Source organism: Streptomyces sp. XD-27 (genome assembly GCF_030553055.1).
Lineage (GTDB): Bacteria > Actinomycetota > Actinomycetes > Streptomycetales > Streptomycetaceae > Streptomyces.
The window spans coordinates 297,315-322,309 of the sequence record NZ_CP130713.1; the positions used below are offsets into that span (position 1 = coordinate 297,315).

The 24,995-nt window shown below is 73.2% G+C and carries 22 protein-coding genes and 3 pseudogenes; 13 read left to right on the top strand and 12 right to left on the bottom strand.

Annotated elements, in window-relative coordinates; all coding sequences use genetic code 11:
- Positions 1–6 precede the first annotated feature (6 nt).
- Positions 7–417, bottom strand: a complete 411-nt coding sequence (locus Q3Y56_RS01185) for a roadblock/LC7 domain-containing protein (protein WP_304460126.1) — start codon at positions 415–417, stop codon at positions 7–9.
- A gap of 144 nt (positions 418–561) precedes the next feature.
- Entirely contained in the window at positions 562–1,323 is a 762-nt protein-coding gene (locus Q3Y56_RS01190) for an alpha/beta fold hydrolase (RefSeq protein WP_304460127.1), read from the bottom strand.
- Between the two features lie 130 nt (positions 1,324–1,453).
- Between Q3Y56_RS01190 and Q3Y56_RS01195 the strand changes: the two genes are divergently transcribed.
- From Q3Y56_RS01195 to Q3Y56_RS01210, 4 genes are all read left to right on the top strand, one after another.
- Positions 1,454–1,990 carry a PadR family transcriptional regulator gene (locus Q3Y56_RS01195; RefSeq protein ID WP_304460128.1) on the top strand — a complete coding sequence of 179 codons (537 nt, stop codon included), beginning with the start codon at positions 1,454–1,456 and terminating at the stop codon, positions 1,988–1,990.
- A 119-nt stretch (positions 1,991–2,109) separates the two neighbouring features.
- Positions 2,110–2,442, top strand: coding sequence for a hypothetical protein (locus tag Q3Y56_RS01200; protein ID WP_304460129.1), 333 nt, complete (start codon positions 2,110–2,112; stop codon positions 2,440–2,442).
- Between the two features lie 122 nt (positions 2,443–2,564).
- Positions 2,565–3,386, top strand: a complete 822-nt coding sequence (locus Q3Y56_RS01205) for a hypothetical protein (protein WP_304460130.1) — start codon at positions 2,565–2,567, stop codon at positions 3,384–3,386.
- A gap of 117 nt (positions 3,387–3,503) precedes the next feature.
- Positions 3,504–3,992 carry an SAM-dependent methyltransferase gene (locus Q3Y56_RS01210; RefSeq protein WP_304460131.1) on the top strand — a complete coding sequence of 163 codons (489 nt, stop codon included), beginning with the start codon at positions 3,504–3,506 and terminating at the stop codon, positions 3,990–3,992.
- Positions 3,993–4,008: 16 nt separating this feature from the next.
- On the opposite strand, the gene Q3Y56_RS01215 is transcribed toward Q3Y56_RS01210, so the two are convergent.
- Entirely contained in the window at positions 4,009–4,464 is a 456-nt protein-coding gene (locus tag Q3Y56_RS01215; RefSeq protein WP_304460132.1) for a hypothetical protein, read from the bottom strand.
- 128 nt (positions 4,465–4,592) lie between these two features.
- Here Q3Y56_RS01215 and Q3Y56_RS01220 point away from each other — a divergent pair, with 128 nt between their 5' ends.
- Entirely contained in the window at positions 4,593–5,261 is a 669-nt protein-coding gene (locus Q3Y56_RS01220; RefSeq protein ID WP_304460133.1) for a HEAT repeat domain-containing protein, read from the top strand.
- A gap of 6 nt (positions 5,262–5,267) precedes the next feature.
- Positions 5,268–6,272, top strand: a complete 1,005-nt coding sequence (locus tag Q3Y56_RS01225; RefSeq protein WP_304460134.1) for a MerR family transcriptional regulator — start codon at positions 5,268–5,270, stop codon at positions 6,270–6,272.
- Between the two features lie 43 nt (positions 6,273–6,315).
- On the opposite strand, the gene Q3Y56_RS01230 is transcribed toward Q3Y56_RS01225, so the two are convergent.
- Positions 6,316–6,858, bottom strand: a complete 543-nt coding sequence (locus tag Q3Y56_RS01230) for an MOSC domain-containing protein (RefSeq protein ID WP_304460135.1) — start codon at positions 6,856–6,858, stop codon at positions 6,316–6,318.
- Between the two features lie 1,175 nt (positions 6,859–8,033).
- Here Q3Y56_RS01230 and Q3Y56_RS33295 point away from each other — a divergent pair.
- The 4 genes and pseudogenes from Q3Y56_RS33295 to xylB all read left to right on the top strand — a co-directional run.
- A pseudogene (locus Q3Y56_RS33295) lies at positions 8,034–9,547 on the top strand (DEAD/DEAH box helicase); the annotation flags it as partial.
- 165 nt (positions 9,548–9,712) lie between these two features.
- Positions 9,713–10,180, top strand: a complete 468-nt coding sequence (locus Q3Y56_RS33300) for a DEAD/DEAH box helicase (RefSeq protein ID WP_369696841.1) — start codon at positions 9,713–9,715, stop codon at positions 10,178–10,180.
- Positions 10,177–11,643, top strand: coding sequence for an SWF or SNF family helicase (locus Q3Y56_RS01240; protein ID WP_304460136.1), 1,467 nt, complete (start codon positions 10,177–10,179; stop codon positions 11,641–11,643). The genes Q3Y56_RS33300 and Q3Y56_RS01240 overlap by 4 nt, the downstream gene beginning before the upstream one ends.
- Before the next feature lie 285 nt (positions 11,644–11,928).
- Positions 11,929–13,389 (top strand): xylulokinase, encoded by a 1,461-nt coding sequence (xylB, locus tag Q3Y56_RS01245; protein ID WP_304460137.1) that lies wholly within the window; start codon positions 11,929–11,931, stop codon positions 13,387–13,389.
- A 107-nt stretch (positions 13,390–13,496) separates the two neighbouring features.
- Here the strand turns inward: xylB and Q3Y56_RS01250 are convergent.
- A pseudogene (locus Q3Y56_RS01250) lies at positions 13,497–13,984 on the bottom strand (N-acetyltransferase family protein).
- 61 nt (positions 13,985–14,045) lie between these two features.
- Positions 14,046–14,906: a phosphatidylinositol-specific phospholipase C/glycerophosphodiester phosphodiesterase family protein gene (locus tag Q3Y56_RS01255; protein ID WP_304460138.1), complete on the bottom strand. Its 861-nt coding sequence runs from the start codon at positions 14,904–14,906 to the stop codon at positions 14,046–14,048.
- 219 nt (positions 14,907–15,125) lie between these two features.
- On the opposite strand from Q3Y56_RS01255, the gene Q3Y56_RS01260 reads away from it, so the two are divergent.
- The 3 genes from Q3Y56_RS01260 (at position 15,126) to Q3Y56_RS01270 (ending at position 19,354) form a co-directional block, all read left to right on the top strand.
- Positions 15,126–16,376, top strand: a complete 1,251-nt coding sequence (locus Q3Y56_RS01260) for a phosphodiester glycosidase family protein (RefSeq protein ID WP_304460139.1) — start codon at positions 15,126–15,128, stop codon at positions 16,374–16,376.
- 117 nt (positions 16,377–16,493) lie between these two features.
- The gene (locus Q3Y56_RS01265; protein ID WP_304460140.1) at positions 16,494–17,906 is read left to right on the top strand and encodes a family 2B encapsulin nanocompartment shell protein; all 1,413 of its coding nucleotides are present in this window, start codon (positions 16,494–16,496) and stop codon (positions 17,904–17,906) included.
- 59 nt (positions 17,907–17,965) lie between these two features.
- Positions 17,966–19,354, top strand: a complete 1,389-nt coding sequence (locus tag Q3Y56_RS01270) for a family 2B encapsulin nanocompartment shell protein (RefSeq protein ID WP_304460141.1) — start codon at positions 17,966–17,968, stop codon at positions 19,352–19,354.
- A gap of 40 nt (positions 19,355–19,394) precedes the next feature.
- On the opposite strand, the gene Q3Y56_RS01275 is transcribed toward Q3Y56_RS01270, so the two are convergent.
- The 6 genes and pseudogenes from Q3Y56_RS01275 to Q3Y56_RS01300 form a co-directional block, all read right to left on the bottom strand.
- Positions 19,395–19,589: a hypothetical protein gene (locus tag Q3Y56_RS01275; protein WP_304460142.1), complete on the bottom strand. Its 195-nt coding sequence runs from the start codon at positions 19,587–19,589 to the stop codon at positions 19,395–19,397.
- Between the two features lie 201 nt (positions 19,590–19,790).
- Positions 19,791–20,477, bottom strand: a complete 687-nt coding sequence (locus Q3Y56_RS01280; protein WP_304460143.1) for an ABC transporter ATP-binding protein — start codon at positions 20,475–20,477, stop codon at positions 19,791–19,793.
- Positions 20,470–21,442 (bottom strand): annotated as a pseudogene (locus Q3Y56_RS01285) (ABC transporter ATP-binding protein). The gene Q3Y56_RS01280 and the pseudogene Q3Y56_RS01285 overlap by 8 nt, the downstream one beginning before the upstream one ends.
- 80 nt (positions 21,443–21,522) lie before the next feature.
- Positions 21,523–22,383, bottom strand: a complete 861-nt coding sequence (locus Q3Y56_RS01290; RefSeq protein ID WP_304460144.1) for an ABC transporter permease — start codon at positions 22,381–22,383, stop codon at positions 21,523–21,525.
- Positions 22,376–23,341: an ABC transporter permease gene (locus tag Q3Y56_RS01295; RefSeq protein ID WP_304465432.1), complete on the bottom strand. Its 966-nt coding sequence runs from the start codon at positions 23,339–23,341 to the stop codon at positions 22,376–22,378. The genes Q3Y56_RS01290 and Q3Y56_RS01295 overlap by 8 nt, the downstream gene beginning before the upstream one ends.
- Before the next feature lie 23 nt (positions 23,342–23,364).
- Entirely contained in the window at positions 23,365–24,957 is a 1,593-nt protein-coding gene (locus Q3Y56_RS01300) for an ABC transporter substrate-binding protein (RefSeq protein WP_304460145.1), read from the bottom strand.
- Between the last annotated feature and the right edge of the window lie 38 nt (positions 24,958–24,995).

Here is a 24,995-nt window from a genome sequence, read left to right on the forward strand (position 1 = left end):
CGGATCTCACAGATGGCTGGTCGCGCTGCCTTGCTGCCGTGCCTCCACGCCCAGGTGCTCCCCCACCCTGTTGACCAGCAACGCCATCTCGTAGGCGATCTGGCCGACATCGCTCTCCGGGCCGCCGAGGACACACAGGCAGCTGCCGTCGCCCGCGGCCGTCACGAACAGCACCCCCTCCTCGTACTCCACCATCGTCTGCCGGACCTGTCCCGTCCCGAAGTGCTGTCCGGATCCCTTCGCGAGGCTGTGCAGGCCGGACGAGACGGCGGCCAGGTGCTCCGCGTCCTGTCGCACGAGCGACGAACTCGCCCCCGTCACCAGACCGTCGTTGGACAGCACCAAAGCGTGCCGTATGTGTTCGATCCGCTCCGTCAGGTCGTCCAGCAGCCAGTCGAGTCCCTTGCTGAGTGCCATGTCCTGCCTCCCCGTCCCCGGCTATCCCCAAGCTGCCGTGCCAGCCTTTCTCACTGCCGCGCTCCGGGCAACCCGCCGGGCCGGTCGGCCTGCCGATGTGAGCGGGTTGGCACACGATGGGGACGAGGCAGAGACGGCCGGGGCTCAGCGGCGGTCGGACGCCACCGCGGCGGCGAACGCGGGCGGGTTGTCGAACATCACGTTGTGCCCCGCCCCGGGGACCGTGACGACCCGGACCCCGGCATCCTCCAGCGCCGCGCGCCCCGCCAGCTCCCCGCTGCGCTCACCTTGGAGGTACGTGCGGGGCACGGCCAGGCCGGTCAGCATCTGCCGCTTCGTCGGCCGGGTGCCCCGGACCAGGCCGACGGCGCTGCGGTGCAGGGCGGTCGGGTCGGCGAGCCGCATCGTCGCGCGCCATACAGGGCCCACCTTCTCCAGGGTCCGCGCGAAGCCGCCGCCCGTGACGAACTCCTCCTCCGTACAGGTGGAGATACCGCTGCTCGCGGCGGTGACCGGCGGGTCCGGGTCGAGGTTGGCCTCGGTCAGCACCAGTCGGGAGACGAGGTCGGGCCGCCGGTGTGCGAGCACGATGGCCACCGCGCCGCCCATGCTGTGTCCCACGACCTCCGTGCCGTGGGCCCCCGCCGCGTCCAGCGCCCGGGCCAGCGCTCCGGCGTGGTCCTCCAGGCCGTACCCGAAGTCCCTCGGCCGGTCGCTGAGTCCGTGGCCCGGCAGGTCGACGAAGAGCGAGCGCCGGCCGGCGAGCACCGGGGCGGCCGCGATGTGCGCGTGATACGGGGCGGAGGCCGCCCCGAGTCCGTGGACGTAGACCCTCGGCGGCCCGTCCCCTGCGGCCTCGGTCCAGACGATACGTGCCCCGTCCGGGCCGAACTCGGTGTGGCGCATGACCTCTCCCCTCACGTCATGTCCTGTCAGCCGGCCGACTCGCCGACTGTTGTCCTGGACACGGCGACTATACATCGATCCCGATGTATAGATGGGGCGATGTATAGCGGCGGTGCGGCAGAATGCGGGGATGCTCGAACTCGCGCTCCTCGGTTTCCTCTACGACACGCCGCTGCACGGCTACGAGCTGCGCAAGCGCATCAGCGCGCTGACCGGCCACGTCAAGCCGGTGGCCGAGAGCACGCTGTACCCGGCGATCAAGCGCCTGGAGAAGGCCGGGCTGCTGGCCCGTGAGACCCGGCCGGGCACGGGCGCCGCGCCCCGGCATGTCCTGTCGCTCACCGCGGCCGGCCGCACCGAACTGCGGCACCGCCTCGCCGAGCCGGCGGATCCGGACATCACGGACGAGAACCGCTGGTTCACGCTGCTCGCGTTCCTGCGCCACCTGGCGGACCCCGCCGCGCAGGCGCGCGTACTGGAGCGCCGGCTGGAGTTCCTTCGGCGCCCCACGAGCTTCTTCTACGAGGGCGACCGGCCGCTGAGCGCGGAAGAGGTGGACGACCCGTTCCGGCGCGGCGTGCTGACCATCGCACGCGCCACCAGTCAGGCGGAACTCGCCTGGCTGCGCCGCACGTTGGACTCACTGCGTGCCTCCGCGGCCGGCTGACCGCCCAGTGGCGCCTCATGTGGGCGCCATCCGTTCGTCGGATCATGTTCGAACCGCGTGCGAGCGGGGGACACTCGGCAGGACCGCGCTTTCATCCGATCCGAGGAGAGGTGATCCGCGTGTTCGACGGTCCCCGCCGGCTGTGTGGACGCATCGGCGAACGGCTGCGCGCGCCCGGACCGCCCGGCTCCCCGGAGCAGGGGCGGCGCGCAGCAGGAGCGAAGTCGCGCGCCCATCGGCCCAATCTGTTCGAGGCCGCGGCCGTGCACATAGCCGCCTGCGCGGACGCCGACGACCAGCGGAGCGCCGAGGCCGCGGAGTGGGTGTCCCCGGAGGCGCTGGCGTTCGGTGTGCACGAGCTGGCGTGCCGGGCCGTCATCGCGCTCGCCCGGGAGCGTGACGAGTCGCCGCAGGAGGTGGCGCGGTCCCTGATGGGGCTCCCGGTGGCCTGACCAGGCATGTGGGGGCGGGTCGCCTCCGTTGCCCTTTCGCGTCCTCCAACCTCTCGACGGCGAAGCTACCCGCTGGTTAAGGTGCGGCCGCACGAGGATCGGTTCCGGAGGAGGAGGCTGCCGTGCCCGCGACGGTGGGAACACCCCCGGCACAGCCGGATGACGAGTCCGGCGAGGACGCGCTGTATGTGCTCACAGCGGTCCTGCTCACGCCCGCGCAGTTTCCGAGCGTTCTCGGCGACGACTACCCCGAGGCGTGCGCCGTCCTCGGGCTCGCGCCGTACGAGGCCGGCTACGGACTGGTCCTCGGCCAGGACGGGGACGGGGCGCGCTGGACGGTGGCGATCGATGACGTGTCCCTTGTCGCCTGCGCCATCGCGGCGTGGGACTGCGGCATGGAGTACGACCTGTCCCCCCACGACCGTACGGTGGTCGCCTCGCTGCCGGGCTGGCCGCTGGCGGTCGCGGTGGCCGCCCCCGGCGTCCCGGCCCCGCACGACCCGGAACCCGGCCAGGAGGGCGAGGGCGCGGCCCTGCCTGTGCTCGCGCCGCCGGACGCGGAGTCCTGGGGCCCGGCGCAACGCCGCCTCGGCGCCGACGAGATCGCGCTCCAGTGGGCGACCTGGCGGGACCAGGTCGGTGACGACGTCACGTTCGTCTCCCCTGGGGAGAAGCCGCACGGCGGTGTGCGGCGGGTGCTGGAGGAAGCGCGCGCCTACGTGGACACGCCGCCGCCCTTGGGCCGGGTGCGCTCCGCCTTCGCCTCGGGCGACGCCCGTACGCTCCGGGCCGACGGTCCGGGGTGGAGCATGGTGGCCCGTACCGATGACATTGCCTTCGTGCTGCTGGACGACGCGCCGGGGGAAGTGCTGCCGGTCGGGCGGGGGCCGGAGTTGCCGGGCCTGCTGGCGGCGCTGGACGGACTGGCGGTACGCCCGCGCTGAGCCGCGGCGCGGACTTGCGTGGGCCGTGGACCTTTCCGGCTCCCAGCGTCTGCCTGGCACGTCGCCCGTGCCATCATCGACCCGTCATGATCGACCGGGCCTGGAGAGGGAGACGTCGTGGGGGACAGGGACTTGTCGGCAGACGGCGCCGTGGTGGCGGTGCCGATCGGCCGGGTGATCGGCGGGCGGGCGGCGGTCGCGGACGACGACTGGGGGCCGGTCACGGCGGTGATCCGGCTGGACGAGGCCCGGTTCGGCCCCGAGGCGCTCTACGGCCTCGAGGACTTCTCCCACCTGGAGGTGGTCTACCACTTCGACCGCGTGCCGGAGGACAGGATCCAGCTCGGCGCGAGGCATCCGCGCGGCAACCCCGACTGGCCCCTGGTCGGGATCTTCGCTCAGCGTGGCAAGAACCGCCCGAACCGGCTCGGCGTCTCGCGCTGCCGCCTGCTGGCCGTCGACGGGCTGGAGGTGCGTGTCGAGGGCCTGGACGCGGTCGACGGCACGCCGGTGCTCGACATCAAGCCGTACATGGCGGAGTTCGGGCCGCGTGGCGACGTGGTCCAGCCAGGCTGGTCGACCGAGCTGATGCGCCAGTACTACTGACCTTGCCCTGTGGTGCCTACCGGGTCTCCTTTTGCTGGTACGCGAGAACCGGCACCCGGGGAGCGAATGTGTCGACGGCGGCTTGCAGGCGTTCGGGGTCGAGGCGCCAGAGGTTGATGGGCCGGCTGGCGAGGAAGAGCTCATGCTCGACGTGGGGAGCGAGTTCGGCCGTCTGGTCCGGTCCGAGTCTGCTGTTCATGCCGGGTAGCGGCGGTGCTCCGGGGCGGCGGTGGACGCCCACGTAGTTCATTGACGGACCGGCCATCTGCTGCTGCCACAGGACCACCGATGTGATGTCCTCCCACGGCACGAACGCTGTCTGGGCTTCGTAGCGGGCCGGCGCGCCGCCGAGCAGTATGCCCGCGCTGTCGACGCGGAACGCCACCAGACGCTTCCAGCCCGCACCTGCCAGGAGCTGGAAGGGGGTGCGGGTGAAGTGCACTTCGTAGACGGGGGGATGTGGATCAGCCATGGTCAGAGGCTAGCGGGCGGTCTTGCCCCTGACCGCCGAAACGCAATCGCCTCAGGGCCTCGCGGCGTGATCCTGCTTGACCTTGACACAGTGACAAGGTCTTCACTGGAGCCAAGGAGGTGGTCCCGATGGCCATGCCGAAACAGGACACGGATACGATGCGAGCTCTCCAGGGGCTGGAGGACGGCCTCTCGTCAGTGCGGCTGCGGGCAGCGCTGGCGGTCGGTACGACGCCTGACCCGCGGTTCATCGGCAAGCTCATCGAGCGATGCGCGATCGAGCCCGAGTTCTACGTGCGTGAAATGCTTACGTGGGCACTCACCCGCCACTCACCTTCAACGACGGTCCCCGAGCTTCTCAATGAAGTCCGCTCGGAGCGTGCGCAGGCCCGAAGCCAGGCGTTGCACACGCTGTCCAAGATCGGGGATCGGCAAGCGTGGCCGGCGATCACACGGGCGCTCCTGTCCGACGCCGACGATGAGGTGGCGCGGAGCGCCTGGCGGGCAGCGGTCGTGCTCGTTCCTGAAGGTGAAGAGCCCGAACTGGCCGCAGTGTTGTCGACACAGCTCGGGCGCGGCGAACATGAGACGCAGCTGAGCCTCAGTCGGGCGCTGATCGCGCTCGGTGAGGTCATTCTGCCAATTCTGCGCGCTGCGATGACGGATCTCGACCCTCGCGTGCGCGCGCACGCGATCGCCACGGAACGGCTGTTGCGCGACCCGGATGCCGGATTCGGGTTCGCGATCGAGGAGGCGAAGCGCGTCGTAGCCCTCGGCAGAACCCAGCAGGAGGGGTGATGGGCCGTGTTGATCGGTGATGTGGCACGCCGGTCCGGGGTCACCGCCCGCATGCTCAGGCATTACGACTCGCTCGGCCTGGTGCGGCCAACGGGTCGTACCGACGCCGGTTATCGAGAGTACTCCGGCGAGGACATCCGGCGGATCTTCCATATCGAGAGCCTGAGGTCATTGGGGCTGTCGCTGCGTGACGTCAGGCGCGCGCTCGATGATCCCGGCTTCACGCCCGCAGAGCTCGTCGACGATCTCATCCGCCAGACGCGAGAACGCATTGCACGTGAGACGGAGCTGCTCACGCGACTGAGTCGGATCGGTGCCGCGGAACCCGCGGGCTGGGAGGACGTCCTCCAGATCGTCGCACTCCTCCAGGCGTTGGGGTCAAAGAGCGCTGGGACGCGCCAGCGCGCGGCCTTGTCCTCAGTTGAAGAGGTTCCGGTGCCCGTGGAGGCGCTGGTCGAGGCAGCGCTGAGCGAGACGGACCCGATCGTCGCCGGAGCCCTTCGATGGGCTTTGGCGCGATCGGGCGAGGGCGGATTGGCGCTGCTGGCGGAGGGCCTCGGCTCACCAGTAGCCGAGGTGCGGAAACGTGCCGTCCAGTCCATCGCTGAGATTCCGAACGGTGAGGCGACCGCACGGCTGCAGGACGCCCTCGCGAACCCCGACGTCGTGGTCCGCAGGTATGCGGCTCTGGCGCTCGGGGCACGTGGAGTCGCCGACGCGGTCCCCACGCTCATCGACATGATCGTCGAGGACACGAACGACGTCGATGCAGCCGATGCGCTGAGCGCGCTGGCGAGTGATCCCGCGTTGGCGGACCGGATCGCCACCAGGCTCGTTGACTGCCTCGCCCACGGCACCCTTGAATCGTCTGCACGTCGACGGCTGACACAGGCGCTCGCGGATATCCCGGGAATCACAACGTCACGTGCCCTCGAAGATCTGTCACATGACGAAGACCGTGCCGTTGCGCTTACCGCGACATACATTCTCGGGATGCGCAACGCACGATAACGGATCTTTCCTCGGGTGCTGTGATCCGGGGACCCGGTGCTGCTCAGACGCGCTCCAGCGGGCGGTGTTCGCCTTCCGGCAGCACCGCACGGATCCGGTCGCCGGGGCGGACCTCGCCGCCCACGCGGACGACCCCCATGATTCCGGCCTTGCGGATGAGTGCGCCGTCAGCGGCGCGGCCCACCACCTGCTTGAGCAGCCCACCCTGGAACTGGTCGATCTGCAGGCAGGGGTTGCGCAGTCCGGTGATCTCGACGACCGCGTCGTCGCCGATGTGCAGCAGGGCGCCCTCCGGCAGCGCGAGGAGGTCGATGCCGGCGGTGGTGATGTTCTCGCCCAGCTGTCCGGGGGCGACTGTGAAGCCCGCCTCGGCCACCTCCGCGAACAACTCCTCGTGGATGAGATGAACCTGCCGGAGGTTCGGCTGGGTCGGGTCCTGAGCGACCCGCGACCGGTGCTTCACCGTCACCCCCAGGTGGGCGTCGCCTTCGACGCCGAGCCCCGCGAGCAGTGTGATGCCGTCCCGGACAGGCTTGCTGAACGTGTGCTCCCCGCTGGTGCACACCGCCACGACCGTCGCGCCCATGTCGCCGCTTCCCCCTCCTCGCAGTCGTCAAAACCGCCGCCACTCTGTCACGTACGCGCGCGCAGCGAAGTGATGCGCATCACGTCGCCGTGCCGTCCGGGCGGCGCGGAGGTGCTGTACCCTCGGCGACTCCGACTCAACTAGTCAAATTTGAGGAATGCGTCATCGCTGTGACATCACGCTTCGCGGCAACGCCCTTCGAGATCGGCGAACTCGTCGGCTGTGCCGCCGTGTTCCTGCCCGCCGACCCGGCCCGTGAGGGCCGCGTCGCCTTCTGGCGGCCGGACGGTCCGGCACCGGTCAGTGACGATGCCGGTGCCGGTGCCAGCCTTGTCGAGGACCTGACCGTCGTCGTCCCCGACGGCGCCGGGGTACGCACCCGACAGGTACCGGCTCTCCTGCTCCCCGTCCGCGAGGCGCTGCCCGTGCTCACGCGGGCGCGGGCCGCCCGCGCGCACCCCGCCGCGGCGTTCTGGGGGGCCGCCGCCGTACTGGCCCTGCAACTCGCCGCCCGTGGGCGGCTGCTGCCGGGGCTCAGCGCTACCGATCACGACGTCTGGCGGGTCGGCCCGCTCACCCCGGAGGACCGGACACGGATCCGCGACCTGGCCGCCGCGATGCCGCCGGACGCGCACGCGGTGCCGTTGCCGACGGGATCACCGGGATCACCGGGATCACCGGAGTACTCAGGGTCACCTGAATCGCCGGGTTCGCCGCTGATCCCCGAGCCTGAGGGGCTGCTGCGCGCCTTCCTCGACGCCGTCGCCGACGGACTGCCGCGCTCCCCCGCGGCGGCACACGCCGCAGGCGGGCCGGACTTCGCCGCGCCCGCGCCGCGGCGGGTGCCCGGGCACCGTGCCTGGGCGGCGGACATCGCGGCCGGTCACGACGCGGGCGTACAGGTCTCGTTGCGGATCGAGATGACCGGCCTGGACGCCAATCCCGCGCCGCCCGCCGCCGACACGCCCGCAGAGGGCGGGCCGCACACCGATACGTACACGGACACGGGCGCGGACCCGTACGCGAACACCGACCCGTACGCCGACGCGACCACGCCCGGCTTCCGCGCCGTCGTCCAACTGCACAGCCTCGCCGGCCCGGCCTTCGTCGCGGACGCCGCCGACGTCTGGGCCGGGGCCACACCCGCGGCGACCGCGCTCGGCCCGCGTGCCCGGATGGACGCGCTGCTCACCCTGCGCCGGGCCGCCCGCGCCTGGCCGCCGCTGGCCCCGCTGCTGTCCGCCGCCGTCCCCGACGCCATCGATCTCGCGGACGAGGAGGTCACCGAGCTGCTGGGGCCGGCCGCGGCGGCGCTGGACGCCGCCGGCGTGCGGGTGCACTGGCCGAAGAACCTGGTGCGCGGCCTCACCGCGCGCGCCGTCGTCGGCCCGTGCGGGGACGCCGACGACGGCGGTGGCCGCGTCGACGGCGACGGCAGCGGCAGCCGGGAGCTGCCCGCGTCCGGGCTGCCGTCGTTCCTGTCCGCCGACGCGCTGCTGCGCTTCGACTGGCGCTTCGCGGTCGGGGACCGCGACCTCACCCGCGCCGAACTCGACCGGCTCGCCGAGGCCGGTCGCCCCCTGGTGAGGCTGCGCGACCAGTGGGTCGTCGTCGATCCGGAGGCGGCCCGCCGGGCCCGCGAACGAGCCGGCCGCCGGCACGAACTCACACCCGTCGAGGCGCTCGGCGCCGCCCTCACCGGCCGTACGGAAGCCGACGGCACCACCGTCGCGGTCGAGGCGTCCGGCTGGCTGGCCGCCCTGCGCGACCGGCTCGCCCGCCCCGCGGAACCGGACGGGGACGGCGGCGGGCAGTCCGGCGAGGACCAGGGGGCGCGGCCCGGCGGCGGCCCGGCGCCGCAGCCCGGCGAGGGCCTGCTGCCGCAGCCCGCCGGACTCGCCGCGACCCTGCGCGACTACCAGTTGCGCGGCCTGACCTGGCTGCACCGGATGACCTCGCTGGGCCTCGGCGGCTGTCTCGCCGACGACATGGGGCTGGGCAAGACCATCACCCTGATCGCCCTCCATCTGCACCGGCAGACCTCCCCCGAGTCCGCCGGGCCACCCTCGTGGTGTGCCCGGCGTCCCTGATGGGCAACTGGCAGCGGGAGATCGAGAAGTTCGCACCGGGGACGGCGGTGCGCCGCTACCACGGCCCGGCGCGCGAACTGGAGGCCCTCAAGGACGGGGAGTTCGTCCTCACCACGTACGGCACCATGCGGCTGGACGCGCACCGGCTCGCCGAGGCGGGGCCGTGGGGCATGGTCGTGGCCGACGAGGCGCAGCATGTGAAGAACCCGCTCTCGGCGACCGCGAGGCAACTGCGCACCATCGGCGCGAAGGCGCGGGTCGCGCTGTCCGGCACGCCGGTCGAGAACAATCTCACCGAACTGTGGGCGATCCTCGACTGGACCACCCCCGGGCTGCTCGGCACGCTCGGCGCGTTCCGCAGGCACTACGCCGCGCCCGTCGAGGGCGGTACGGCCGACCCGGAGGCCACGGCACGGCTGGCGAAACTCATCCGGCCGTTCCTGCTGCGCCGCCGCAAGTCCGACCCGGGGATCGCGCCCGAGCTGCCGCCGAAGACCGAGACGGACCGCGCCGTGGCGCTCACGGCGGAGCAGGCGGGGCTGTACGAGGCGGTGGTGCGCGAGATCCTCGCGGAGATCTCCGGCGCGGACGCGCATCTGCGCCGCGGCCTCATCGTCAAGCTCCTCACCGGCCTCAAGCAGATCTGCAACCACCCGGCGCAGTTCCTCAAGGAGGACGCCCCGCGGATCCCGGGCCGTTCGGGGAAGCTGGAGCTGCTGGACGAGCTGCTGGACACCATCCTCGCGGAGGGCGCGAGCGTCCTGGTGTTCACCCAGTACGTTCAGATGGCGCGCCTTTTGGAGCGGCATCTGGCGGCGCGCGGGGTGGCCACGCGACTCCTGCACGGCGGTACGCCCGTGGCGCGGCGGGAGGTGATGGTGCGTGAGTTCCAGGACGGGGCAGTGCCCGTCTTCCTTCTTTCACTGAAGGCGGCGGGCACGGGGCTGAACCTGACCCGCGCCGAGCACGTGGTGCATTACGACCGCTGGTGGAACCCGGCGGTCGAGGCGCAGGCGACCGACCGCGCCTACCGCATCGGGCAGACCCGGCCGGTGCAGGTGCACCGGTTCGTCACCGAGGGCACGGTGGAGGACCGGATCGCCGCCATGCTGGAACGCAAGCAGCGGCTGGCGGACGCGGTCCTCGGCCCGGACGGGGCCGAGGCCGCGCTGACCGAACTGACCGACGCCGAGCTGGCGGAACTGGTGGAGCTGAGGGGGCCCGCTCGATGACCGATCCGTACACCGATCCGTATATCGATACGCAAACAGATCCGCACACAGATCCGTACGCGGATCCGCATGCAGACGCGTACGAGGACGACGAAGCGGCGGGCGCCGGCGGAGCGGTGCGGCCCGAGCGCACCTTCGCCGCGCTGCCGCCCGCCCAAGGGCGCGGGTTCGCCCGCACCTGGTGGGGGCAGGCGTGGCTGAAGGCGCTGGAGGACACGGCGCTGGACGGCCAACAGCTCAAGCGGGGACGCAGGCATGCCCGCGAGGGCGCCGTCGGCGCGGTCTCGGTGCAGCCCGGCCGGATCACCGCGGTGGTGCGCGACCGTGACGGCGCGGCGTACCGCTCGGACGTGCTGCTGCAGGAGCTGGGCGAGGGCGCGTGGGACCAGCTGCTGGAGATGGTCGCGGACCGCTCCGGGCACATCGCCGCCCTGCTGGACCGTGACATGCCGCCGCATCTGGTGGAGGACGCGGAGGCGGCGGGTGTCGAACTGCTGCCCGGCATCGGCGACCTGGAACCGGAGTGCGCGTGCGAGGCGTGGGACCACTGCCCCCACACCGCCGCGCTCTGCTACCAGGTGGCCCGGTTGCTGGACGAGGACCCGTTCGTCCTGCTGCTGATGCGCGGGCGCGGCGAGCGGGAACTGCTGGAGGAGCTCCAGGCGCGCAGCGCCGCGCGCGGCGCCAGGCAGGTGAAGCGCGATACAGGCGACACGCCCGGTGCGGACGGCGCGGACGGGGCGGACGGCGCCCACGGGGTGCCCGTGGGCGCGGGGGGCGGCGCGCCGGAGCCGGCGGGGGTCGAGGCGGTCGCGGCCTTCGCGGGGCGTGCCGCGCTGCCGCCGCTGCCCGGCCCGCCTCCCCCGGTGGCGGCCCCGGCCCGGCCGCCGACGCTGGACGGCGGTACGGAGCCGGGCCCCGGACTCGACCCGGCCGGGCTGGAGTTCCTGATCGCCGACGCCGCCGCGCGCGCCCGGCGGATGCTCGCCGAGGCGCTGGCACCGGACCACGCGACGGCGCCGGTGGCGGCCGGGCTGACGGTGTGGCAGGACGCGGTGCGGATGGCCGCCACCGCCGGACCCGAGGTCCCGCTGACCGACCTGATCGGTGGCCGCCTCGCCGAGGGGTGTGGACGCAACCGCGGGGATCTGGCGCGCGCGGCGCGGGCCTGGGAACACGGCGGCCCGGCCGGGCTCGCCGTACTGGAGGAGGAGTGGACGCCCGACCCGGAGGCGCTGGCCCGCGCTCGCGCCCGGCTCGCCGCCGCCTGGGCGGAGGACGACCGGCCGCCGGTACTGCGGGCGTCCGGCAACCGCTGGACGGCGGCGGGTGGCGACGTACAGGTGCGGTACGGCCGGGACGGGCGCTGGTGGCCGTACCGCAAGGAACAGGGGCGCTGGTGGCCGGCGGGCGCGTCGGACGATGACCCGGCGGCGGCGATGGCGGCTCTGCTGACCGGGTGACCAGGTCACGGGGCGTCGGCCGGACTGTGGACGGCCGACGCCCCCTTCGGCTGTGTTCCGCGGGGTGTGACGCCGCGAAGACGGTCGTCGCCGACGCCGATCGGCGTGTCACGGACCGTTCGGGCCGGGGTCCGGGGCGGAGCCTCAGCTAGGGGAAGTGGCGGGGCGGGGTCCGGGGCGGAGCCCCGTTAGGGGAAGGGGCGGGGCGGGCAAGGATTCCGTGCTCCGGACCCTGCTTCCGTGCTCCGGACCCTCAGGCACCGCAGCCGCGCAGAGGAGAGCTCGATGGCCGCAGCCCCGTTGCCCGCGCCCGAAGGACCGTTGGTCGTCGGCGTGGACAGCTCCACGCAGTCCACGACGGTCCTGGTCGTCGACGCCGCGACCGGCCAGGTCATGGCGCGCGGCCGGGCTCCGCACGCCGTGGTCGGCGGCGGGCCGGGCGAGGACGGCAGGGAGAGCGACCCCGAGCAGTGGTGGCAGGCGCTCTGCGAGGCCCTGGACCGCTGCGGGCCGAGGGTCCGGGAGGCGTCCGCGGTGTCCGTCGCCGGTCAGCAGCACGGGTTGGTCACCCTCGGCGCGGACGGCCGTCCGGTACGGCCCGCACTGCTGTGGAACGACGTGCGCTCGGCCCCGCAGCGGGACCGGCTGGTGGCGGAGTTGGGCGGGCCCGCGGCCTGGGCCGAGCGGATCGGCAGCGTCCCCGCGCCCGCGTTCACCGCGACCAAGTGGGCGTGGCTGCGGGAGAACGAGCCGGAGGCGGCCCGCGCCACCGCCGCCGTACGGCTCCCCCACGACTACCTCACCGAGCGGCTCACCGGCCAGGGCGTCACCGACCGGGGCGACGCCTCGGGCACCGGCTGGTGGGCGTCGGCCGTCGAGGCGTACGACGACCGGGTCCTGGAGCACATCGGGCTCTCCCCCGCGTTGCTGCCGCGCGTGCTGCGGCACGGCGAGGCGGCCGGCACCGTACGGCGGCTGCCCGGTCTCGCGCTGCCGGCGGGCGCGCTGGTCGCCACCGGTACGGGCGACAACATGGCCGCCGCGCTCGGGCTGGGGCTGCGCCCGGCGCAGCCGGTGCTCAGCCTCGGCACGTCCGGCACCGTCTACGCCGTAGCGACCCGCCGCCCGACCGACGCCACCGGGGTGGTCGCGGGGTTCGCGGACGCCCGCGAGGCATGGCTGCCGCTCGCCTGCACGCTGAACTGCACGCTCGCCGTCGACCGGATCGCAGGCCTCCTCGGCCGCGACCGGGAGGCGGTCGAACCGGGCGGGACGGCCGTGCTGCTGCCGTACCTCGACGGCGAACGCACTCCTCATCTGCCGGTCGCCGCCGGCCTGCTGTACGGACTGCGGCACGGCACGACCCCAGGGCAGGTGCTCCAGGCCGCCTACGACGGGGCCACCCGCACGCTCCTCGGCGCGCTCGACCGGGTCCTCGGCGCGGACGCCGACCCCGCCGTGCCGCTGCTGCTCATCGGTGGCGGCGCGCGGGGCACGGCGTGGCGGGAGACGGTGCGCCGGTTGTCCGGGCGGCCGGTGGTCGTGCCGGACGCCGGGGAGCCGGTGGCGCTCGGCGCCGCGGCGCAGGCCGCGGGCCTGCTGCTCGGTGAGGACCCGGCGGCGGTGGCGCGGCGCTGGGGGACGGCGGACGGCCCGGTCCACGAAGCCGTCGAGCGCGATGAGGAGGCGCTGGCGCGGATCGGTGCGGTGCTGGCGGAGGCCGAGGGGCTGCTGCGGCACGGGTGAGGGCTGGGCCGGGACGGCCCGTACACGGTCACGCGCCTGCTCGGCCGGGGCCTTGCGCCTGCCCCCCACGGCGCCGTCGCGTCACCGGCCCGTTACCGGGCCGCGGCTCACAGCCGGATGTGCATCACGTGCAGTCCGACAAATCCCTTGGTCGGGTGATGGAACGCCTCGGGAACGGTCCCGACCACCTCGAAGCCCAAGGAGCGGTAGAGCGCGACCGCGTTGGTGTTCGTCTCGGCCACCGCGTTGAACTGCATGGCCCGGTAGCCCTCCGTACGCGCCCACTCCAGCGCGTGCGTGCACAGCGCCCGCCCGACGCCGCGCCCCTGGTGTTCGGGGCCACCATGAAGCTGGCGCTGGAGACATGGGCGCCGGGACCCATCTGGTTGGGGTTCATCTTGGCCGTGCCGAGCACGGTGCCCCGCTCGTCGACGGCGACGACGGCGCGACCCGGCGCGGCGGGCAGCCAGATCTCGCGGGCGAACCGTTCGTCCATCTCTCGCGGATAGGTGAAAGTCTCGCCCGCCGCGGTGATCTGACGCAGTATCGGCCAAATGGCGGGCCAGTCGTCGTCAGTCACGGTCCTGATCAGCATGGCGCCAGCATGGCATCGGATCAGCCAACCCGCCATCACTTTACGATAAGCATATGACTGATTACCTTACGTTTCGAAGGAAGTCCTCCAGTCCGGCCAGATCGTCCGTGTTGAGATGATCCACACCCGCCGCCAGCAGTTCCCGCCAGACAGCCTCGCGCGCCGGCCCCGCCAGGTCGGGGGTGGCCCAGAAGCGGACCCGCTGACCCTCCGCGTGCGCCGCGCCGACGATCCGCCGCAGCGTGTCCCGCTCGGCCGGCGGCATCGGGCCGACGCCCCGCCAGGTGAAGCTCTGCGTCCAGTTGCTGCTGATCAGCGGGATGAAGGAGGCCGGGACGCCGCTGCCGAGGTCCTCCAGCCGCCCGTCGTAGAAGGCCCGGCGCACGCGTTCGGCCTCCATCGGGCCCCGGGCGGCCCGGTCGCCGGAGATGACGGCGGTGACCGCGCCGCGCCACACCTTGCCCCCGACGGCGGTGCTCAGCATCGGGCCGTAGCGGCGCAGCCGCCTGGCGAGTTCCCGATAGGTGGGGTCGCCGGCGGTCTTGATGTCGATGAGCAGTTGGAGGGAGAGGTCGTGGCCGCGGTAGACGCGGCCGTGGTTCGCTCTCACCCGGCGCGCCAGCGGGTCCAGATAGAGCGCTTCCAGCGTGCGGGCCGGGTCGAGGTCGACCTCGTCGTGGGCGACGAGCAGTTGCCCGTCGACCAGCCAGATGTCGGCCTCGACGCTGCCGAAGCCGTGGGAGAGCGCGTCGGCGAGCGGGCGCGGGTGCTCGTAGTCGTTGTGGGCGTGGGCCCGCGCCAGCGGCGGCAGGCCCCGCGCCGCTCCGGCGGCGTGCGCGGGGGCGGCCACCGCGCCGACCGCTCCGCCGGCCGCGGCGGCTCCGAGGACGACGACGAAGGAACGGCGGCTGCGGCTGACCATGGGGACCTCCCGGTCGGCGGCCCGGCAGGGGCCGGGGCCGCACTGGGCTGTACGCGGCGGACGCCAGTGAGTATCGGGGCATCGGGGCGCGATGGGCAGAGGCGTATGCAGAGTTCCGCCGCCGGTCCCCGGCCATTTCCCCCTCGTTCCCGCGCCCCGTGGTGAAGTCCGGGCGGCGGCTGGCAGTTATCGATGGTTACCGGGCCCTCTGGAGGGAACGTGACACGACGCATTTACGGCGGCCGGGCGCGTGCGACGGTCGCGGTCATCACCGCGTGGGCGGCGCTGTTCGGCGTCGAGCTGACCGGGGCGCGCGCCGCCCAAGGCGCCCCCACCGACCCGCAGTTCATCACCCGGTCGGCGCCGGCCCCGGGTGTGAAGTACGAGGGGTTCACCCTGTCCACCCCGCGCGGCGACGCGTACGGGCATCTGCTGACGGTCGACCTGGGCAACCCGCGCGTCGGGCTGGACCTGGTCTACCCGGGGGCGGTCGGCGCCCGCGCCCCGGTCTCCCGGCTGGCCGACGCCCGCGGCGCGGTGGCCGCCGTCAACGGCGACTTCTTCCACCTCACCGAGACACAGCACCCGGGGGTCCAGGCGACCGGGGCGCCGGTCGGCCCGGCGGTGGCCGGCGGGCAGCGGCTGAAGGCGGCCGTGCCCGACGGCCAGCGCTTCGGCCCCGCGCTGCCCCCGGGCACCGGCACGGAGAACGTCATCGGGATCGGCATGAACCGCCGGGCGCGGGTGGACCGGCTGTCGCTGCGCGGTACGGTGCGCACCCCGCGGGGCACGCTGCCGCTGCGCGGGCTGAACCAGTACGCGGTGGCCGTGGGCGGCGTCGGCGCGTTCACCACGGACTGGGGCACGACGTCCCGGGTGCGCGCGACCTGCGGTACGGACACCGACCGGGCGGCCCCGTGCAGCACGGAGACCTACGAGGTGACGGTCCGGAAGGGCCGCGTCGCGAAGGTGTCCGAGACGCCGGGCCAGGGGCGGATCGCCCCCAAGACGGTGGTGCTGGTCGGCCGGGAGGCGGGCGCCCGGGCACTGCGCAAGCTGCGCGTCGGGGACCGCATCCACCTGGGATACCGGCTGGTGGCGACCGAGCGGGTACCGCTGGCGTTCGCGGTCGGCGGCTTCCCCATCGTCCGCAAGGGCCGCCCGCTGGACGGGCTGGACCAGCGCACCGCCGCCGTGCGCACCTGCGCGGGCGTCGGCGCGGGCGGGCGCCGGTTCTATCTGCTGGTCCTGGACGGCGGGCCGGAGTACCGCTCCGGGCTGACGATGAGCGAACTGGCGGAGGTGATGCGCCGCTTCGGCGCCAGGGACGCGGTCAACCTCGACGGAGGCGGCTCCTCGACGCTCGTCACCCGCGACCCGGGCTCGGCGGAGGTCACCGTACGGAACCATCCGTCGGCCGGCGCCGAGCGGCCCGTCCCCAATGGCATCGGAGTATTCACCCGAACTTAACTACGCGATCATGCCACCCATTTGAGTGACTGCGGTTTTCAAATACCGCTGGTAGCTTCGGAGTTGCGCACGCGCAATTCCAATCAGCTGTCCGTACAGGGTGGGTGGACATTCTTCATGACGACTTCGGTGGAATCCCGTTCCGACGCGGCGGGTCCGCAGCCGCAGCTGAGTCTGGGGACTTCGGCCGCACGGAATCTGGCGACCACGACCAAGTCCGTCCCGCAAATGCAGGGGATCAGCTCGCGGTGGCTGCTGCGGCTGCTGCCGTGGGTGCAGGTCTCCGGCGGTACGTACCGCGTGAACCGGCGGCTGACGCACACCCTCGGCGACGGCCGGGTGGAATTCGTCTCGACCGGGGCCGAGGTGCGGGTCATTCCGGTGGAGCTGCGTGAGCTGCCCCTGCTACGGGACTTCACGGACGGGGACGTCCTGGAGTCGCTGGCGGACCGGTTCCGGCAGCGGGAGCTGGCTCCCGGGGAGCTGCTGACCGAGGCGGGCCTGCCGGCCGACGAGCTGGTGCTCATCGCGCACGGCAAGGTGGACAGGCTCGGGCCGGGCGCGTATGACCAGCCCACGGTGCTGGGCACCCTGGCCGACGGCGACTACCTGGGCGACCGGGCCCTGGCCGCGGCCGACCCCGGCACCTGGGAATTCACGGCTCGGGCGGCGACGTCGACCACGGTGCTGGTGCTGGCCCGGGCGGAGTTCGAGGCACTCCTGGCCCGTTCCGATCGGCTGCGGGCGCACCTGGAGGCGTTCCGCGCGGCGCCGTCGCCGGCGCAGAACGAGCACGGTGAGGCGGCCATCGACGTCGCGTCGGGACACGCGGGCGAGCCGGCCCTGCCGGGCGTCTTCGCGGACTACGACCTGGCTCCGCGGGAGTACGAGCTGAGTGTGGCGCAGACCGTGCTGCGGGTGCACACCCGGGTCGCCGATCTGTACAACGAGCCGATGAACCAGGTGGAGCAGCAGCTCCGGCTGACCGTCGAGGCGCTGCGCGAGCGCCAGGAGCACGAGCTGGTCAACAACCGCGAGTTCGGACTGCTGCACAACGCCGACCTCAAGCAGCGCCTCCACACCCGCAGCGGCCCGCCGACCCCCGACGACCTGGACGAACTGCTGGCCACCGTATGGAAGGACCCGGAGTTCATCCTGGCCCACCCGCGGGCGATCGCCGCCATGGGCCGCGAGTTCAACAGCCGCGGGCTGGTGCCGCAGAGCGTCGATGTGGGCGGACACGCACTGCCGGCCTGGCGCGGTGTGCCGATCTTCCCGTGCAACAAGATCCCGGTGAGCCGGAGCGGGGTGAGCTCGCTGCTGGTGCTGCGCACCGGGGAGGAGCAGCAGGGCGTCGTCGGACTGCACCGGACCGGAATTCCCGACGAATACCAGCCGGGGCTCTCGGTCCGCTTCATGGGGATCAGCGATAAGGCCATCATCTCGTATCTCGTCAGCGTCTACTACTCCGCCGCCGTGCTGGTGCCCGACGCGTTGGGAATTCTCGAGAACGTCGAAGTCGGCCACTGACGCCGGCGCATCACCGCCCCCCACGTCCTTCACGTACAGAAATCGGGTGAATACCTGCCATGACCACGTCAGTGGACTCCGTTGAGCCGCAGCTGAGCCTCGGTACCCCTGCGGCCCGGAATCTCGCGACGACCACCAAGTCCGTCCCGCAGATGCAGGCCATCTCCTCCCGTTGGCTGCTGCGCGTGCTGCCCTGGATGCAGGTGCAGGCCGGTACATACCGGGTGAACAGGCGGCTGAGCTACACCCTGGGCGACGGCCGGGTGGAGTTCGTCTCGACCGGCTCCGAGGTGCGGGTCATCCCACCGGAGCTGGGCGAACTGCCGCTGCTGCGCGGCTTCACGGACACCGCCGCGCTGGAGAGCCTCGCCGACCGGTTCATCCAGCGGCAGTACGCCCCGGGCGACGTGATCGTCGAGGCCGGGCGGCCCGCGGGCGAGGTCGTCCTCATCGCCCACGGCAAGGTCGACATGCGGGGCCCCGGCGCGTACGACCAGACCGCCTCGCTCGGCGTGCTGGCGGACGGCGACTACTTCGGCGACGACGTGCTGACCGGTCCGGAGCGGGACTGGGAGTTCACGGTCAAGGCCGTCACCCGCACCACGGTGCTCGCCCTGTCGCGCAGCGCCTTCGCGGAACTGGCCGACCGGTCCGCCGCGCTTCGGGCCCACCTGGAGGCCGCAGCGGACCAGCCCGAACCGCCGCAGAACCGGCGCGGGGAGGCCGACATCGCCGTGACCTCCGGCCATGTCGGCGAGCCGACGCTGCCGGGGACGTACGCGGACTACGAACTCGCCCCGCGCGAGTACGAGTTGAGCGTGGCGCAGACGGTGCTTCAGGTGCACACCCGGGTCGCGGACCTCTACAACGACCCGATGAACCAGGTGGAGCAGCAGCTCCGGCTGACCGTCGAGGCGCTGCGCGAGCGCCAGGAGCACGAGCTGGTCAACAACCGCGAGTTCGGACTGCTGCACAACGCCGACCTCAAGCAGCGCCTCCACACCCGCAGCGGCCCGCCGACCCCCGACGACCTGGACGAACTGCTGTCGCGGCGCCGCAAGACGCAGTATCTGCTGGCGCATCCGCGCACGATCGCCGCGTTCGGCCGCGAGTGCAACAGCCGCGGGCTGTATCCGCAGGGCATGGAGGTGCTGGGGTCCTCGGTGCGGTCCTGGCGCGGTGTGCCGCTGCTGCCGTGCAACAAGATCCCGATCAGCGAGACGGGGACCAGCTCGATCGTCGCGCTGCGCACCGGCGAGGAGAACCAGGGCGTCATCGGCCTCCACCAGACCGGCATCCCCGATGAGTACGAGCCGAGCCTGAACGTCAGGTTCATGGGCATCAACGACAAGGCCGTGACGTCGTACCTGGTCAGCGCCTACTACTCGGCCGCGGTGCTGGTGCCGGACGCGCTCGGCGTGCTGGAGGACGTCGAGATCGGACGGTAGTCCCGGCCCTCGTACGGGTCGGCGGGGTGCGGTCCGGCGGTCAGGGCCGCACCCCGCTGACCACGTCCGCCGTGGCGGCGATGCCCTGCGAGATGGTCGGCGCGACGCTGCTGCCCGCGAGGCAGAAGCCCAGCAGGCAGCAGACCAGGGCGTGACTGAACCGCAGACCACCGTTGCGCAGGAAGAGCACCGCCAGGATCAGGAGCAGTAGGACCACGGAGATCGAAATGACCATGGCGAGCCTCCTCGGGCCGTTTCGGCTGATCGGGACCGGGCCGCCAGTCTCACCCACGGCGGGGCCGCCACCTGGGCAATCAGGGTGCTCCGAACGGGTGAAGGTCGTCGGTTCGAACGCCCCGGACACGCCGACAGACCGGGCGCGTCAGGCCCATGCGGCGGAGGCCCCGGCCTCCGGTCCGTGCTCCGGTCCCTGCCGTCAGGCGTCGTGCGCGGCAGTGGTGGAGCCGTCGGCCGTCAGCTCCGCCCAGTGCGCCGTACGGTCGCACCAGCGCTCCAGGAGCGTCCGGTCGTGGCCGACGGTGAGCAGGCCGGCGCCGCTGTCGCGGCGGTAGTCCTCCACCACGGCGACGAGCGCGGCCGTCGTGGAGGCGTCCAGCATCGCCGTCATCTCGTCGCAGATCAGCCAGCGGGGACGCAGGACAAGCGCCCGCGCGAGGCAGGCGCGCTGCAACTGCCCGTCGCTGACCTCGTGCGGCCGTCGCGCCAGCAGGTCGTCCGAGAGGCCGACGGTCTCGGCCCAGACGCGGACGGCGTCGGCGGCGTCGGTCCGCCGTCCGGTGGCGCGCAGCGGCTCGGCGATGATGTCGCGCAGCCGCAGCCGGGGGTCGGCGGAGAGCCGTGGCTGCTGGAACACCACACCGCAGGCGGTGCGCTGGGCGCGTGGCGCGCGGTGCCGCCAGCCGCGTACCGGCTCGCCGTCCAGCACGACGGTGCCCGCGTCGGGCCGGTGCAACAGGGCGGCGACCCGCGCCAGGGTGGACTTGCCGCAGCCGCTCGGCCCGAGCAGCCCGACGGCCTCACCGGGGCGTACGGTCAGGGACACGCCGTGGAAGACGGGCCGGCGGGGGGTGTACCCGGCGGTGATACCGCGCAGCTCAAGCATCGGCACGCTCCTCGGCAGAGTCCGGGGCGGGTCCCTCGGCGGCCTCCGGGGCGGGCTCCTCAGCGCACTGCCGGGCCGGTTCCGGCGCGTGGTGGCAGGCCACGCCTCCGACGAACGCGGGGCGGGTGGCGCAGGTCTCGGTGGCGCGGTCGCAGCGCGCGGCGAAGGCACAGCCGTCGGCAGATCACCGAGTTCCGGCGGCATGCCGGGGATCGGGGTGAAGGCCCGGTCGGGGAGCGCCGCCAGCAGGCCGCGCGCGTACGGATGCCGGGGGCCGGGCGCGCCGAAGAACGCGGCGGCGGGGGCGATCTCCACGATCCGCCCCGCGTACATCACGGCCACCCGGTCCGCGATGCGCTCGGCCGCCGCCAGGTCGTGGGTGATGATCAGCAGTGCCCGGCCGTCGTCGGTGTGGCGGCGCAGTTCGTCGACGGTGCGCTCCACCAGGTCGCGGTCGAGTCCGGTGGTCGGCTCGTCGGCGAGGAGCAGTGGCGCGTCGCCGACGAGGGCGAGCGCGGTGGCGGCGCGCTGCGCGAGGCCGCCGGAGAGCTGGTGCGGGTAGCGGTCGAGGTGGTCGGCGGGGAACGCGGCGCGGGCGGCGGCGGCCTCGGCGGCGGTCCGCAGGCTGCTCCGGGGGGTGCCGGTCAGCTCCCGTACGGTCTCCTCCAGTTGGGAGCGTACGGTGCGTACGGGGGTGAGATGCGCGGCCGGGCTCTGCGGGATCAGGCCGACGCGGCGGCCGCGGACGGTGCGGGCGAGGGTGCGCTCGTCGGCGGCGGGCAGGTCGAGTCCGTCGGCCAGCAGGGCGCTGCCCGCCGTGCGGGCGTTGCCGGGGAGCAGGCCGAGGAGCGCCGAGGCGAGCACGGACTTGCCGCAGCCGGACTCACCGACCAGGGCCAGGCACTCCCCGCCGCCAGGTCGAAGGTGGCGTCGGTGACGGCGGCGATCTCCCGTCCGCCGCGCATCCGGAAGGCGACGGACAGCCCGCGCACGCGCAGGACGGGTGCGGTTCGCGTCGTCGGCTCCCGGAGTGTCGTCCGCGTCGTCACAGTGTCAGCTCCGATCGGCGGCGCGGGTTCAGGCGCGCCCGCCAGGCTCCGGCCAGTCCGGCGACGGCGAGGGTCGGCACGATGACGAACAGGCCGGGGAAGAGGGTGGGCCACCAGGCCCCGGCCAGCAGGGACCCGCGGGCGCCGTCGACCATCGTGCCCAGGCTCGCCCGGTGCGCCGGGAGTCCCAGCCCCAGGAAGGACAGCGCGGACTCGTGCCAGATGGCGTGCGGCACCATCAGGACGGCGGCGAGTCCGGCCTGCGGCAGGACGCCGGGCAGCAGGTGGCGGACGGTGATCCGCCACCGGGAGGCGCCGCCGGAGACGGCCGCGTCGATGTAGGGGCGGGTGCGCAGGGTCAGCACTTCGGCGCGCACGATCCGGGCGGTGGACAGCCAGTGGGTGAGCGCCACGGAGGCGATCACGGGCCAGACGCCGGGGCGGAACATCGCGACGACGAAGATGCCGAGCAGCAGGTGGGGCACGGAGGAGAAGAGGTCGACCACGCGCATCACGAACCGGTCGGTCCAGCCGCCGAGGGCGCCCGCCAGCGCGCCGACGGCGGTCCCGACGACCGTGGCGACGAGCGCGGCGACGACCCCGACCAGGAGCGAGACCCGCAGCCCGTAGACGCAGCGCAGCAGCAGGTCGCGGCCCACGTCGTCGGTGCCGAACGGGTGGTCGAGGGACGGCGGCAGGAGCTTGGCCCTCAGGTCGACGGCCTGTTCGTCCAGGGGCACCAGGAGCGGTACGACGAGCGCGGTGAGCACGACGGCGGCGAGCACGGCGGCGCCGGCGCGCACCCGGAGCGTGCGGGCACCGGTGCGGTTGCGGGCGCGCCGGGTGGTGTCAGCCATCGAATCCCACCCTGGGGTCGGCGAGTCCGTACAGCAGGTCCGAGAGCAGGTTGCCCAGCAGTACGGCGGCGGTGGCCAGCACCGTGAGGGCGGCCAGCAGCGGGAAGTCCACGCTGGTGGCGGCCTGGACGGTGGCGGAGGCGATGCCGGGCCAGCTGAAGACCGTCTCGACGAGCAGCGCGCCGGTGATCAGTTCGGGGACGCGGGAGCCGATGAGGGTGAGGACGGGCAGCAGGCCGCCGCGCAGGGCGTGGCCGAGCAACACCGTGCGGGGGCGCAGGCCGCGGGCGCGGGCGCCGCGCACCGGGTCCTCGTCGAGCGCGTCGCCGACACCCTGGCGTACGTAGAGCACGAACCACGGCAGTTGGGAGACGGCGAGGACGGCCGCGGGCAGCACCAGGTGGCGAGCGACCTGGTCGGCCGTCACCACGTCGCTGCCGGTGTCGGTGAGCCCGCCCGCGGGCAGGACGCCGAGCCGTACGGCGAAGAACCAGACGGCGAGCAGGCCCGTCCAGAACGGGGGCGCCGCTTCGAGGGTGTAGGCGGCGGCGGTCACGGCGCGGTCGAGCGGGCCGCCGCGGCGGCGTGCGGCGAGGACGCCGAGCGCGGTGCCCACGGCGACGGCCAGGGTGAAGGCGACCGCGCACAGCAGGACCGACCAGCCGAGGCGTTCGCCGATGACCTGGGAGACGGGCTGGCGCAGGCTGCTGGAGTCGCCGAGGTCGCCGTGGAGCGCGTCGGTCAGCCAGTGCCACCAGCGGACGGTGAACGGGTCGTCGGCGCCGAGGTTGGCGCGGAGCTGGTCCAGGGTCTCCTCTCCCGCGCTGAGCCCGGCGGAGCCCGCGTAGGCGCGCGCGGGGTCGAACGGTGAGGCGGCGGCGATCGCGAAGACCCCGAAGGTGACGGCGATGAGCACGGGGACGGCGAAGAGCAGCCGACGTCCCGCCATCCGCGCCATCGGCCCCCAGGGCGGACGGCTGCTCACTTCTCGGGCTGCCAGTCCTCGACGTTCCACCAGGGGCCCGCGCCCAGGCCGTGGTCGTGCGGTTCGACCTGGGTGGTGAGGCCGTCCCAGGCGTCGCGTACGACGTACACGTGGTCGATGTGGGTGAGGAAGGTGTAGCCGGGGTCGTCGGCGAGTTCGCGCTGGACCTGGTCGTAGGCGAGCCTGCGGTCGCCGGTGTCGGCGGAGCGGCGGGCCTCGTCCAGGGCCTTGTCCGCGTCCGGGTTGCGGTAGCGGGCCATGTTGTTGAAGCCGTCGCCCGCGAGGGAGGAGTGCAGGAGGTTGTAGAGGTCGAAGTCGGGGTCGGCGGGGCTGCCGCCGCCCGCGAGGACCGCGTCGTGCTTCATCTGCGGCTCGATGACCTCCCAGGTGCCGCTCTGCACGGTGACCTTGATGCCGGCCTTCTTGGCGTCGGCGGCGTAGGCGAGGGCGTGCTCCTGGCGGAGCTTGTCGCCGGAGGGGTACCAGAGGGTGAAGGAGGCGCGGCGCCCGTCCTTGGCCCGGACGCCGTCCTCGCCGGGCCGCCAGCCGGCTTCGTCGAGGATGCGCTTGGCCTTGGCGAGGTCGTGCGGGCGCTCGGTGCCCTTGGTGAACCACGGGCTGTCGGTGGGGACCGGCCCGTACGCCTCCTTGCCCGCGCCTTCGAGGATGGCGTCGACCATGGTGCCGCGGTCCACGGCGACGTCCAGGGCGCGCCGGACCGCGCGGTCGCCGGTGACCCGGTTGCCGGTGGGCAGGGTGACGGCACGGTAGTCGGCGGTCTTGGCGGCGATGGTCCGTCTGCCCTCGTCGCCCTTGAAGGTCTTGGCGAGGTTCGGCGGGAGGATGGCGCCGTCGAGGTCTCCGGAGCGCAGCCGGGTGGCGCGGATGTCGTCGTCCTTGATGATCGCCATGGTGAGCTTCTTCACCTTCGGCGCGCCGCCCCAGTACCCGGGGTTGGCCTTGAGGGTGATCTTCTCGCCCTTGCTCCAGTGGACGAGGGTGTACGGGCCGGTGCCGACCGGGTGGGTGTTGAACCGGCCGGTGTTGACGTCCTGGCCGCCCGCGGCGTGCTCGGGGACGACGGGCAGCACGGTGCGCTCGGCGAAGGCCGCGTAGGGGTACTTGAGCGAGAAGACGACGGTGTCGTCGCCCTTGGCGGTGACCTTCGCCACGGCGTCCAGCTCGCCCTTGGAGGGGTTGTTGGTCTTCTTGTCGAGGATGGTCCGGTAGGTGAAGGCCACGTCGCGGGCGGTGAGCGGCTTGCCGTCGCTGAACCGCACGCCGTCGCGGAGAGTGAAGGTGTACGTGCGGCCGCCGTCGCCGACCTTGGGCAGCGCGGCGGCGAGGGCGGGGACGAGCTTCATGTCGGCGTCGTGCCGCAGCAGCCCGTCGAAGATCTTGGAGTTGCCGTCCTTGCCGTAGCCGAGCAGCGGGTTGAGGGTCTCGGGCTCATTGGCAATGCCGACGACGAGGGTGTCGGAGCCGTTCGTGCCGCTCTTGCCGTCGCTCGGCGCGGAGCAGGCCGCGGTGCCCGCCAGCAGCGTGCCGGCGGTCGCGGCGGCCAGCGTCCGTATCGTCCGGGCCGTCATGCCCACACCCCTGTTGCTGAAAAAGCGTTGTTGCGAGC